The organism is Amycolatopsis sp. NPDC114503, from assembly GCF_055633655.1.
Genome location: NZ_JBVKDT010000008.1, coordinates 245302 through 257240, shown reverse-complemented (window position 1 = coordinate 257240; position 11939 = coordinate 245302). Strand labels below are relative to the sequence as shown.

Below are 11939 nucleotides of genomic sequence, written 5' to 3'. Positions count from 1 at the left end.
TTCAACGTCCGCGCTGAGCCCACTCCGGAGCGTCCGCACCCGCGTGCGCCAGCAGCTCCTCCCGGGTGATCGAGCCGAGCGGGCCGACTCCGCGCAGCAACAGATAGTCGCCCGCGTCGGCCTGGTCGTGCTCGATCTCGACGTCCTCGGCGTGATAGCTGTCGGTCCAGACGATCCGGACCTGGCAGCCGCCGTTCTGGGTGAGCGCGTGCACCTGCTGGACGGTCGCGAGCCGCGCCATCGGTTCCGATTCCCACCGCTGCTGCAGGAATCGCCAGCGCGAGGCCTGTTCGGCCGCGCGCAACCGTTGATCGAGACCGCCCGCGCGGTCTCGGAAAATCCAGACAATCCCGGCCATGACCACGGCGGCCACAGCCAGACCGATCAGCCACCAGACCGTTCCCATGTTTCCAGGAGCCTACTCGGGCTGATGCTCCCGGAGGTATCGCTCAACCAGGCCATCTGTGAACTCCGGCGGCACCGGCGCGCCGGTGACCAGCACGCGGTAGTGGATCGGCCCGACGAGCTGCTCGACCGCGCTGTCCAGGTCGACGTCCGACGGCAGTTCGCCACGGGCGACAGCGCGTTCGAAGGGCAGCCGGTCGCGCGCATGCTGGCCGCGGATGTGGTCCTCGCGCAGCCGTCGCGCCAGATCCGGGTCGTGCTGGGCCTGACCGAGCAGCGTGCGGAACACCGCACCGGCGTCGGCGGTGGTCAGGAAGGACGCGATCGCGGCGAGGTGCGCGCAGAGGTCCTTGCGGAGGTCGCCGGAGTCGGGCGGGGAGAGTTCCTCGACGAGGTCGTCGCCGAGGGCTTCGAGCAGAATGTCCACTTTGGACGGCCACCAGCGGTAGACGGTCTGCTTGCCGACTCCCGCCTTGGCCGCGATGCCCTCCATCGTGAGCCGGGCGAACCCGACCTCCACCAGCAGATCGTCGACCGCGTGCAACACCGCGCGGCGCGCGTTCTCGCTGCGGCCGTAGCGGTTCCCGTGATGCCGGCGCTCGCCGGGCTCAGTGACGTCGCCCACGTGAAGAAGTCTAGCCAAGACGCAACGTCTCGTCTAGCGTTGAGCGCACCAGCTCACTAGGGGGTTCTCAGTCATGTGTTCCGCGTGCGGGGTGCCGGCGCACCAACCCGAAGTCGAGGCTGCCCCGGCAGCCCCGCGCAAATTCGCGGCGCTCTACAACAAGGATTGCCGTCCGTACCTGATCGGCACCGGCCTGGCGATGATGGCCGACAACGTCGAACACGTCATCACCTACTGGGTGCTGTGGGAGAAGTTCCAGTCGCCCGCGCTGACCGGGTTCGAGGTCATCAGCCACTGGGTGCCGTTCCTGCTGTTCTCGGTGTATTTCGGCGGGCTGGCCGACCGGCACGACTGCCGCCGGATCATCCAGGCCGCGCAGGTGCTGTTCATGGCGGTGTCCGCGGCGTGGGGCGTGCTGATCCTCACCGACACCCTCGAGGTGTGGAGTGCCTGCGTACTGCTGATTTTGCACGGCTGCGCGGGCGCGATCTGGGGGCCGGGCGAACAGTTGATGCTGCACGATTTCGTCGGGCCCGCTGAACTGCCCAGCGCGGTCCGGCTCAACGCCACCTTCCGCAGCCTGGGCATTCTCTTCGGCCCGGTCGTCGGCTCGGCCCTGCTGCTCGGGCTCGGACCGGTGGCGGGCATCTTCGTGAACGTCGCGTTCTACCTGCCGCTGACCGTGTTCCTGTTCCGCACCAAGTTCACCGGACACACGCGAGACGGCGGAATCATCCGCCGGCCACGGGTCGGACTGATGGATTCAGTGCGGGTACTGAAGGAAATCAGCGGGAATCCGACGATGGTCGGGATGATCATCCTCGCCGGACTCGGCGCGTTCTTCGTCGGCGCTTCGATGCAGAGTTCGATGCCGATCTTCGCGCAGGACCTCGGCGCGGGCAGCGCCGGAACCGCCTACGGCGTGCTGCTGTTCGCCAACGGCGCGGGCGGCGTGATCGGCGGAATCCTGCTGGAGGCGACCGGAAAGATCAAACCGAACGTGCCCGCGGCGGTGATCAGCACGGCGATTTACGGGATCTCGAGCCTGTTCTTCGCGATGACCGCCAGCTACCCGATCGCGGTGGCGCTGCTGGTGATCGGCGGCGTGGCGAACCTGGCGTCGATGTCGATCGGCCAGACCGTCGTGCAGTTGCTGGCGAAACCGGAGGAACGCGGCCGGGTGATCGGCGTGTACAGCGTGTCCGCCAACGGCCTTCGCGCGGGCAGCGGATTCACCGTGGGGCTGCTCGGTTCCGCGGTCGGGGTGCACTGGTCGCTGGGCCTCAGCGCGGCCGCGCTCACCGTCGGAACCGGGATCGCTGGCTGGTATTCGCTGGGCAGCCGCCGGGCGCGGCGGCTGCATGAGGTCACCGACTGAGCCGGTCCCGAAGACGGTCTACCTCGTCCGCGGCCATTCCGGCGCGGACGAGGTAGTCGCGAGCGGTTTGGTCTTCGACGCCCATCGCTTTGTTCAGCGGCAGTACGGCTTCGGCCGAGAGGGCGTAGTCGGAGGCGATGGTTTCCGGGCGACGTCGGCCAGGACGGTCGCGCAGCGTTCTGCTTTGCGGTCAAGGAAAACGCGGCAGTACAGCGGGGTTCCGTCGAGCTGTTCGTCGGCGGACCGGTAGGACCGCGCGGATCCGGTGTCGCTGCCGGATCGAGTCGGGAGACCGCCGAGGTCTCGGGTGTTGAAGAAACCTTCCCAGCCGACTGCCCATGCGCCGAGCTTGGCCCGGGTTGCCGATTCCGGGCAACGATGCGGTCGACTAGGCGATCGTCATCGTCGCGCGCGGTCCGTTCCGGCCTTGGCCTCGACCTCGATCCGGAGCCACGGAACCACCCGCACCAGGACCCGGACCGAACTCTCCCCCTTCGGTGACGCCAAAGCCTTGGCCAGCAAAACCAGCGCCACACAACCGGACACCGCAAGCAGCACCACAAGAACCAGGACGACCGTGACGGTCGGCCAGAGCACCCCTGAAGACAGCGCAGTCACCAACACCCGCTCCTTGGCCGCCTGGGAATCAGAGTCCCTCCCCCAGCGCGGCAGCCCTGCGCCGTCGCTCAGTTTACCGCCGGCGGGCATCCGCGTAATCGCCCTCTTGGCGCATGCAACGGGCCGGGTTGACTGGCACCGGTCACGGCAGTCCGCCCGCCCGCCTCGCACCGGCCGGAAGTAGCCGTCGAACAGGCGATCCCCCGTTTTCGTCGGTGGTCCTGGTTACGCTCGCCCCATCAACGCAGCACCCATCACCGTCAGCCACGAGCTGCTCACCAGCGCAGATCACACTGGACCACAGCTTGCTCCACACCGTATAGTCCACATGGAATAACCCGCTTGGTATCACTCGATCGGATCCCTGGAGGAACACCGTCATGGTCGCGGCCAAGCTCACGGCGCTGGGCGTCGCCGTGCTCGAGCTGCTGCACGAGCGGCCGATGCATCCGTACGAAATGGCACAGCTCATGCGGGAACGACACGTCGAAACCCGCGTGAAGCTCAAGGCCGGCTCGCTCTATCACACGGTGGATCGGCTGCAGCGCAACGGTTTCGTCGACGTCGTCGAAACCCAGCGAGACGGCAGGCGGCCGGAGCGCACGGTCTACGCCATGACGGACGCGGGCAAAGACGCCTTCCAGGAACGAGCCCGGCAAATGCTGGGCGACGTGGTGCCGGACTACAGCGACATACTCAGCGGGCTCGCCGTGATCGACGATCTGGGGCGCGACGTGGCGCTGCTCGAACTGGAGCACCGCCTGACCCGGCTGCGCGCGGCCGTGGCCTCCGACGAGGTGCTCATCGACCGGCTGGAATCCGACGGCACCCCCGACATCTACTGGCTCGACTTCCGCTACAGCGCGGCGCAGCGGAAGTTCGAGCTCGCGTGGATCGAGCAGCTGTCCGCGGACCTCGACAGCGGCCGGATCCCTTTCCAGGACAAGAAACTCAAGCTCAAGGAAGACCATGAACGCAAGACCGGTTAACCCGTGGGCCGCGCTCAGCGCGCTCTGCATCGGGTTCTTCATGATCCTGCTGGACACCACGATCGTGTCCATCGCGGTGCCCGCCATGCTGCAGCACCTCGGAGCGGGGCTGAACTCCGTGGTGTGGGTGATCAGCGTCTACCTGCTGACCTACGCCGTGCCGATGCTGTTCACCAGCCGCCTCGGCGACCGCTTCGGCCCGAAGCGCGTCTTCGTCGCCGGGCTCGTCGTGTTCACCGCGTCGTCGCTGTGGTGCGGTCTGTCCGGCAACGTCGAGATGCTGATCGCCGCCCGTGCCGTGCAAGGCCTCGGCGCGGCGCTGATGACGCCGCAGACGCTGGCGTTCATCAGCCACCTGTTCCCGCCCGCGAAGCGCGGCGCGGCGATGGGCGCGTGGGGCGGCGTGGCCGGCCTGGCCACGATCACCGGCCCGCTGCTGGGCGGCGTGCTGGTGCAGCACCTCGGCTGGGAGTGGATTTTCTACGTGAACGTGCCGATCGGCGTCGTCGCCATCGCGCTGACGCTGTGGCTGGTGCCGGACTGGCAGCCGAAGCATTCGCACTCGTTCGACCTGCTCGGCATTCTGCTGTCCGCCGCCGGGCTGTTCTGCATCGTGTTCGGTGTCCAAAATGGACAGCAGTACGACTGGGGCACGGTGTTCGGCGGCATCACGGTCTTCGAAATCATCGGCGCCGGAGTAGTGCTGCTGGTCGCCTTCGTGCTGTGGCAGCGCTACAACCGCCGCGAACCGCTGGTCCCGCTGGCAGTGTTCGCGAACCGCAACTTCTCCGCGGGCACGCTCACCGCGACCACGGTCGGCTTCACGATGACCGGCATGTTCCTGCCGCTGATCATCTACATCCAGACGGTGCTCGGCCTGTCCCCCACCATGGCCGGCCTGCTCACCGCCCCGATGTCGCTGCTGTCCGGCGTGATCGCTCCGTTCGTAGGCCGCGCCTCGGACCGGATCAACGGCAAATACCTGGTGATGGGCGGCCTCGCCCTGCTGGCCGCGGGCGTCGGCATCATCGCGCTGCAAGCACGTCCGGACACGAGCCCGTGGGCACTGATCCCGGCCCTGCTGGTGTGCGGTCTCGGCGTCGGCTGCATCTTCTCGCCGATGAGCAACCTGACGATGGCGTCGGTAGAACCGCGGCTCACCGGTACGGCCTCGGGCATCTTCAACACCGCCCGCCAGGTAGGCGGAGTCCTGGGCAGCGCCGCGATCGGCGTGCTCCTGCAGGCACGGATCAGCGCGTCGATCACCAGCGAGGCCACCACCGCGGCCCAGCAACTGCCGGAGCAATACCGCGCACCGTTCACCGAAGGAATCGCCCACGCCGCCGCCTCCACCGGCGAATTCGGCGGCTCCGGCGGCCAGGCCCCGATCCCCGGCCTCCCGGCGGACCTCGCCGCCCAAGCGGGCCGCCTCGCGGGCGAGGTAGTCCACAATGGACTCACCGACGCCGCCCGCGCGACGCTGATCCTGCCGATCGCGGTGCTGGTGCTGGGAGTCCTGTCGGCAGCCGCCCTGCGCCGGGTGACGCCCCGGTCGCACACGCCAGCACCGACCGCTCCCGCTCCGGAACCGGCCCGATGAACGCCTGACCTCGACGGCCCCGGCTGGGCGAACCCAGCCGGGGCGGGGAAGGCGACGAGGGAGGGGCAACGCGAGCAGGAGGCCCGGCGGGGTGAGCCGGGTCCGGGCCCGAGCGCGGCCCGCGTCACGCAGCTGCGGTGTTGCGGTGTTGCGGTGTTGCGGTGTTGCGGTGTTGCGGTGTTGCGGTGTTGCGGTGTTGCGGTGTTGCGGTGTTGCGGTGAAACACAAAACCTGTCTGCGGCGACTGCCACGTACGCGGCCGCGAGGTCTCCCGCTGCCCAGCAACATCGCAGCCCGCCCCTCGTACTCGCTCCCACACCCCTCGCACCGCACCGTTGCCCTCGCAACTCCCCACCCCTCGCGATCGCCCGTCGCACCGCGCCCGTCGCACCGCGCCGTTGCCCTGCGCACCGTTCCCTCGCACCGCGCCTTCATCCCCGCACCGCTCCCACGCCCCTCGCCCGTCGCACCGCCCCCTCGCACCGCGCACCGCCCCGTCGCCCCTCGCGCCGCACACCGGAATCGCCCAACTCAGCACCCTGCCATCCGACCCCGCCCCCGGATTCCGCCCAACACGGCACCTCCACCCCGGGCCACGCCCCCGAACCCCCGCCCTCCCCACCGAGGTAGCGTTCGCACGTGCGTCTAGTCCTCGCCTCCCAGTCCCCCGCCCGCCTCTCCGTACTCCGCAGCGCCGGTCTAGACCCGGCCGTCGTCGTGTCCGGTGTCGACGAGGACGCCGTCGCCGCCTCGCTCACCGACCCGGCGCCCGCCGAGCTCGTCACGGCGCTTGCCAAGGCCAAGGCCAACGCTGTCGTCGAGATGGTCTCCGAACCCGACGCCGTGATCGTCGCCTGCGATTCCATGCTTTCCATCGGCGGCGAGATGGTCGGCAAGCCCGCCGACGCCGAGGTCGCGAAGCAGCGCTGGGCTCGGATGGCCGGAAGCTCCGGCGTCCTGCTCACCGGGCACGCCGTGGTCCGGCTCGACGGCGGGCAGCGCACCAAGGAAGCCTCCGGCACCCGGTCCACCACCGTGCACTTCGCCAACCCCAGCCAGGCCGAGATCGACGCCTACGTCGCCACCGGCGAACCGCTGCACGTCGCGGGAGCCTTCACGCTCGACGCGCTCGGCGGGTGGTTTGTCGAGGGCGTCGAAGGGGACCCGTCGAGCGTGATCGGGATCAGCCTCCCGCTTCTGCGGCAGCTCCTCGCCGAAGTCGGCGTCAGCGTCACCGAGATGTGGAAATAGTTCACATATTGGGACGATGTGTCACTCGGACGAGTGATCAGGGAAAGTCGATTCCGGCCCGCACCCGGGCCAGCGGAAACTCTCGACCTCCCTGGGGTGGCTCATGTCCTTCATCGGGACGTACACCAAACCGCGCGTGTTCGCCGCGGCCGTGCTCGGCTCGCTTGTCGTGGGCGCCGGCCTCGGCGTGCTCGCGCGGACGACTGAAGCCGGCTGGCTGACCGACACCCTCGACCACATCGGCACGATCTTCACGACCCTGCTTCAGATCGCGGTGATCCCGCTGGTCTTCACCGCGATCGTGGTCGGCATCAACAGCCTCCGCGGCCTCGGCGGCGGCCGCACCGCCGCGCGGCTCGGCGGCAAGACCGTGTTGTGGTTCGCGATCACGTCGTTCATCGCCTCGCTGATCGGGATCGCGGTCGGCAAGCTGTTCAACCCCGGCTCCGGCGGGCTCGGCGAGGGCGTCGCGGCCACCGCGAAGAACGCCGACAAGGCCGCGAAGAGCATGAGCCACTGGGGTTCCTGGGACGCCTTCATCAAGGGCCTGCTGCCAGAGAACTTCTTCTCCGCCTTCGCCGAGGGCAGCACTCTGCAGGTGCTCTTTCTGGCCGTGGTGATCGGTGCCGCCGCCTACAGCTTGGGCGACAAGGCGAAGCCGTTCGTCGACTTCACCACGAGCGTCTTCGAAATCGTCCAGCGCTACCTGGGCTGGATCGTGCGGCTCGCGCCCATCGGCATCATCGGCCTGATCGGCGCCGCGGTCTCCAATTACGGCGACGCGCTGTTCCGCCCGCTGCTGTCGACCACGATCGCGGTGTACGTCGGCTGCCTGCTGATCCTGTTCGTGGTCTACCCGATCCTGCTGCAGCTCGTCGCGAAGGTGAGCCCGCTGACGTTCTTCGCCAAGGCTGGCACCGCGATCCAGTTCGCGTTCGCGTCGCAGTCCAGCTCCGCGACGCTCCCGCTGACCCGGCAGTCCGCGGTGAACCTCGGCGTCGACCCCGGGTACGCCGCCTTCGCCACCCCGCTCGCCAGCGCGACCAAAATGGACGGTTGCGCCGCGGTGTTCCCGGCGATCGGCGCGATCTTCATCGCCAACCTCGCCGGGGTGCCGCTGAGCTTCGGGCAGTACGTCGGCATCGTGGTCGTCGCCGTCGTCGGCGCGCTGGCCACCGCGGGCACCACCGGCTGGCTGACCGCGCTCACCCTGACCACCGCGTTCATCGGCCTCGACGCCAAGCAGGTCGCGCTCGGCATCGCGCTGATCTACTCGGTGAACCCGATCATGGACATGATGCGCACGGCCACGAACGTCGCAGGCCAGATCGTGGTCCCGACGATCGTCGCCCGCAGCGAAGGGCTGCTCGACGACGAAATCCTCAATACCCAGACCGCTCGCCCGAACCACCGCGACGAGGGCGGCGCCGCCCGTCCCGCGACCGCCTGACGTCTCGTGCGCGGCAACGCCGGTGAGAACCGGAATCGCCGCTCAGGAGTTGCCGGAACACCGGCGCAGCTGGGATTTCTTCAGCTCGACGTCCGGCCAGCCCCGGAAATTCGACGGCGAGGTGACGGTGCTCGTGCACCCCATCACCTCGCCGTCGAGTTCGTACACCTCCGCCACCACCGGAGCCGCCTGGCAGCGCGGCGTTCCGGAGACCGCCTGGGGGCATTCGTGCCGGACGACGATCACGTCCGGACGGCCGTCCTGGCTGACGTCGTAGAGCGAGAGCGAACCCGCGTCGGAGAAATACGGTTTGCCGTAGTCGCGCCAGACCCCGCCGGACTCGGTGAGCAATTCGCCGTACGAGCCGCCGGCCGCGTCGCCGCGGATCAGGCACGCGGCGGTCGCGCCGTCGACGCAGCGCAGCGAGCCTGCCGTCAGCTTCGCGCCCAGGTTCGTGATCGCCAGTTCGAACGGCTGCTGCCCGATCTGGACCCGGCCCCAGCTGCCCGCGGCGTCGGCCAGCAACATGACCGGGGTACCGCCGACGCTGACCGCGGCCAACTGGCGGCACGGGCCGTTTCCACAGGTCGAGGACGGTGCTTCGACCGGAGCCGCCGCGGGCTCGCGCGGCGGCATGGTCACCGCGCCGTCCGGTTTCGGGCGCAGCGCGACGACCACCACGAGCGCCGCCGCCGTCACCACCGCCGCGAGAACGGCGGTGAGCAGCGCGGATCGCGGGATGCGCTTCGGCCAAGTCCCCATATCCGAGACTGTAAGCGACCTTGCGCACCGTGTCCGTCTATGTTGTCGGAGTGACGAACCCCAATCTGCCCCCGGCCCTTTACCTGCCGACCGGCCCCACCGGCCCGACCACCGACGGCCAGACCGGAGCCAACGTCGAACTGCGCCGCACCCCCGACGGCCGCACCGCGCTGGTCGCCTTCACCGCGCTCGACCGGCTCGTCGACTGCTGCGGCGAGCACCAGCCGTGGATCCTGGTCAACACCGAAAACCTGGCGCTGGTGCACCAGGTCAACCCCTACGACGTCATCGTGCTCGACTCTGAACTACCGGCCGAACTGCGGCATCAGGCTCCCGCCGGACGGGTATAAACAGGACCGAACTGGGTGGTCCACCTCTCAATCCAGGCCCTGCCTGGATCCGTAGACTCCCGGTTGACCAGCAGCGCGGCGACGGGCACGGGAGGTATGTGGTGAGCGAGCAGGACACCGCGAGCACAGGCGGTCCGGTGACCAAGATCCTGGTCGCGAACCGGGGCGAGATCGCGGTTCGCGTGATCCGGGCCGCGAAGGACGCGGGCCTGCAGAGCGTGGCCGTGTACGCCGACCCGGACCGCGACGCTCCGCACGTGCGCCTCGCCGACGAGGCTTTCGCCCTCGGCGGGAACACCGCGGCCGAGAGCTACCTCGCGATCGACAAGATCCTCGACGCCGCCAAGCGTGCCGGTGCCGATTCGGTCCACCCCGGCTACGGCTTCCTTTCCGAGAACGCCGAGTTCGCCCAGGCCGTCCTCGACGCGGGCCTGACCTGGATCGGGCCGAGCCCGCAGGCGATCCGCGACCTCGGCGACAAGGTGACCGCGCGGCACATCGCGATGCGCGCGGGCGCGCCGCTGGTGCCCGGCACCAAGGAGCCGGTGAAGGACGCCGACGAGATCATCGCGTTCGCCGACGAGCACGGCCTGCCGGTCGCCATCAAGGCGGCGTTCGGCGGCGGCGGCCGCGGCCTGAAGGTCGCCCGTACCCGCGAAGAAATCCCCGAGCTGTTCGAATCCGCGACGCGCGAGGCGGTGGCCGCGTTCGGCCGCGGCGAGTGCTTCGTGGAGCGCTACCTCGACAAGCCGCGGCACGTCGAAGCGCAGGTGCTGGCCGACCAGCACGGCAACGCGATCGTCGTCGGCACCCGCGACTGTTCGCTGCAGCGCCGCCACCAGAAGCTGGTGGAAGAGGCCCCCGCGCCGTACCTGTCCGACGACCAGCGCGCCCGGATCCACGAGTCCGCCAAGGCCATCTGCAAAGAGGCCGGCTACTACGGCGCGGGCACCGTCGAGTACCTCGTCGCGGTCGACGGCACCATTTCGTTCCTCGAGGTGAACACCCGGCTGCAGGTCGAGCACCCGGTGTCGGAGGAGACCACCGGCATCGACCTGGTCCGCGAGATGTTCCGCATCGCGCGCGGCGAGAAGCTGCGGATCACCGAGGACCCGACGCCGCGCGGCCACTCGATCGAGTTCCGCATCAACGGCGAGGACGCCGGCCGCGGCTTCCTGCCCGCACCGGGCACGGTCACCAAGTTCGTGGCCCCGTCCGGGCCGGGCGTGCGCGTCGACTCCGGTGTCGAATCCGGCAGCGTGATCGGCGGCCAGTTCGACTCGATGCTCGCCAAGCTCATCGTCACCGGTTCGGACCGGCAGAACGCGCTGGAGCGCAGCCGTCGCGCGCTGGCCGAGTTCGAAGTCGAGGGCATGGCCACGGTGCTGCCGTTCGACCGCGTGATCGTCAACGACCCGGCGTTCATCGGCGACGACAACGGCTTCAGCGTGCACACCCGCTGGATCGAGACCGAGTTCGACAACAAGATCGAGCCGTTCGTCGCGCCGGACATCGAGGCCGAGGAAGAGGCTCCGCGGCAGAACGTCGTGGTCGAGGTCGGCGGACGCCGGCTCGAGGTGTCGCTGCCGGGCGGCTTCGCTCTCGAAGGCGGCGGCGCGCCCGCGGCGACGAAAGCCAAGCCCCGCAAGCGGGCCGGCGGCGCGAAGGCAGCGGTGAGTGGCGACGCGGTCACCGCGCCGATGCAGGGCACCATCGTGAAGATCGCGGTCGAGGAAGGCCAGCACGTCGAAGCCGGCGAGCTGATCGTGGTGCTCGAGGCGATGAAGATGGAAAACCCGGTAACCGCGCACAAAGCGGGCACTGTCACCGGGCTTTCGGTCGAGATCGGCTCCGCGGTCACGCAGGGAACGCAACTCTTGGAGCTCAAGGACTGAAGTTGTGCTGAATGTCGTGGGTGCCGCGCCCCCGCGCGGCCTACCATCGACTACGTGACTGAGGTTCCGTCTCCGCAGCTGCGGATCAGCGACCAGGAGCGAGAGTCCGCGCTGAATGCGCTCGGTGAGCACATGAGCGCGGGGCGGATCGACATCGACGAGTTCGGCGAACGTTCCGCCCGGATCACCGCGGCCAAGACGCGGGGAGAACTGGGCGAGCTGTTCAACGACCTGCCGGTGCCGCATCCGGTGTTCGGCGCGGGCGCGACCGCCGCGCCAGAGTCGGCCGCGCCACCGCCCCCGATGCCCGTGCCGCAGCCCGCGGCTTCCGGCGAGGTGGCCGCACGGCAGCCGGAGTGGTCGGCCGGGCAACGCGCCGTCGCCGCCTTGATTCCGCTGGTGTGGATCGCGGCGATCGCCCTGATCGCCACCGGCACCGCGGGCTGGCCGGTGATCTTCGCGCCGATCGCGCTCACCGCCGTCGGCCGCGCGCTCTGGGGCAAGGGTTTCGAGCACCATGACCATCACCACCACGACCGGCACCGGGAGCGCCGCGAGGAGTTCCGGGCGATGCGTGACGAACACCGGCGGCAGCGCCGTCTGGACCGCTGAGGCG

12 protein-coding genes and 1 pseudogene are annotated in these 11939 nt (G+C 69.3%); 8 read left to right on the top strand and 5 right to left on the bottom strand.

The window, feature by feature from the left end; all coding sequences use genetic code 11:
- Window position 1: 1 nt before the first annotated feature.
- Window positions 2-406, bottom strand: coding sequence for a hypothetical protein (locus tag ACZ7OI_RS32100; protein ID WP_470267831.1), 405 nt, complete (start codon window positions 404-406; stop codon window positions 2-4).
- 12 nt (window positions 407-418) lie between these two features.
- Window positions 419-1030 (bottom strand): TetR/AcrR family transcriptional regulator, encoded by a 612-nt coding sequence (locus ACZ7OI_RS32095; protein WP_470267830.1) that lies wholly within the window; start codon window positions 1028-1030, stop codon window positions 419-421.
- Window positions 1031-1103: 73 nt separating this feature from the next.
- Here ACZ7OI_RS32095 and ACZ7OI_RS32090 point away from each other — a divergent pair, with 73 nt between their 5' ends.
- Entirely contained in the window at window positions 1104-2408 is a 1305-nt protein-coding gene (locus ACZ7OI_RS32090; RefSeq protein ID WP_470267829.1) for an MFS transporter, read from the top strand.
- Between the two features lie 93 nt (window positions 2409-2501).
- Here the strand turns inward: ACZ7OI_RS32090 and ACZ7OI_RS32085 are convergent.
- Together ACZ7OI_RS32085 and ACZ7OI_RS32080 are read right to left on the bottom strand one after the other, a co-directional pair.
- Window positions 2502-2693, bottom strand: a pseudogene (locus ACZ7OI_RS32085) (hypothetical protein); the annotation flags it as partial.
- A 114-nt stretch (window positions 2694-2807) separates the two neighbouring features.
- A complete protein-coding gene (locus ACZ7OI_RS32080; protein WP_470267828.1) occupies window positions 2808-3026 on the bottom strand; it encodes a hypothetical protein in 219 nt (72 codons plus the stop codon).
- A 380-nt stretch (window positions 3027-3406) separates the two neighbouring features.
- Between ACZ7OI_RS32080 and ACZ7OI_RS32075 the strand changes: the two genes are divergently transcribed.
- The 4 genes from ACZ7OI_RS32075 (at window position 3407) to ACZ7OI_RS32060 (ending at window position 8316) form a co-directional block, all read left to right on the top strand.
- Window positions 3407-4015 carry a PadR family transcriptional regulator gene (locus tag ACZ7OI_RS32075; protein WP_470267827.1) on the top strand — a complete coding sequence of 203 codons (609 nt, stop codon included), beginning with the start codon at window positions 3407-3409 and terminating at the stop codon, window positions 4013-4015.
- Window positions 3996-5615 carry a DHA2 family efflux MFS transporter permease subunit gene (locus ACZ7OI_RS32070; protein ID WP_470267826.1) on the top strand — a complete coding sequence of 540 codons (1620 nt, stop codon included), beginning with the start codon at window positions 3996-3998 and terminating at the stop codon, window positions 5613-5615. Before ACZ7OI_RS32075 ends, ACZ7OI_RS32070 begins: the two co-directional genes overlap by 20 nt.
- Before the next feature lie 639 nt (window positions 5616-6254).
- Complete coding sequence (locus ACZ7OI_RS32065; RefSeq protein ID WP_470267825.1) at window positions 6255-6866, top strand: Maf family protein; 612 nt, start codon at window positions 6255-6257, stop codon at window positions 6864-6866.
- Between the two features lie 103 nt (window positions 6867-6969).
- Window positions 6970-8316 carry a dicarboxylate/amino acid:cation symporter gene (locus ACZ7OI_RS32060; protein WP_470267824.1) on the top strand — a complete coding sequence of 449 codons (1347 nt, stop codon included), beginning with the start codon at window positions 6970-6972 and terminating at the stop codon, window positions 8314-8316.
- A 42-nt stretch (window positions 8317-8358) separates the two neighbouring features.
- Here the strand turns inward: ACZ7OI_RS32060 and ACZ7OI_RS32055 are convergent, their stop codons facing one another.
- Window positions 8359-9078 (bottom strand): hypothetical protein, encoded by a 720-nt coding sequence (locus ACZ7OI_RS32055; protein WP_470267823.1) that lies wholly within the window; start codon window positions 9076-9078, stop codon window positions 8359-8361.
- A 50-nt stretch (window positions 9079-9128) separates the two neighbouring features.
- Between ACZ7OI_RS32055 and ACZ7OI_RS32050 the strand changes: the two genes are divergently transcribed.
- The 3 genes from ACZ7OI_RS32050 to ACZ7OI_RS32040 all read left to right on the top strand — a co-directional run bounded on the left by ACZ7OI_RS32050 (window position 9129) and on the right by ACZ7OI_RS32040 (window position 11935).
- Window positions 9129-9428, top strand: coding sequence for an SAV_915 family protein (locus tag ACZ7OI_RS32050; RefSeq protein ID WP_037816056.1), 300 nt, complete (start codon window positions 9129-9131; stop codon window positions 9426-9428).
- A gap of 101 nt (window positions 9429-9529) precedes the next feature.
- Window positions 9530-11323 (top strand): acetyl/propionyl/methylcrotonyl-CoA carboxylase subunit alpha, encoded by a 1794-nt coding sequence (locus ACZ7OI_RS32045; protein ID WP_470267822.1) that lies wholly within the window; start codon window positions 9530-9532, stop codon window positions 11321-11323.
- 54 nt (window positions 11324-11377) lie between these two features.
- Window positions 11378-11935, top strand: coding sequence for a DUF1707 SHOCT-like domain-containing protein (locus ACZ7OI_RS32040; RefSeq protein ID WP_470267821.1), 558 nt, complete (start codon window positions 11378-11380; stop codon window positions 11933-11935).
- The last annotated feature ends 4 nt before the right edge of the window (window positions 11936-11939 follow it).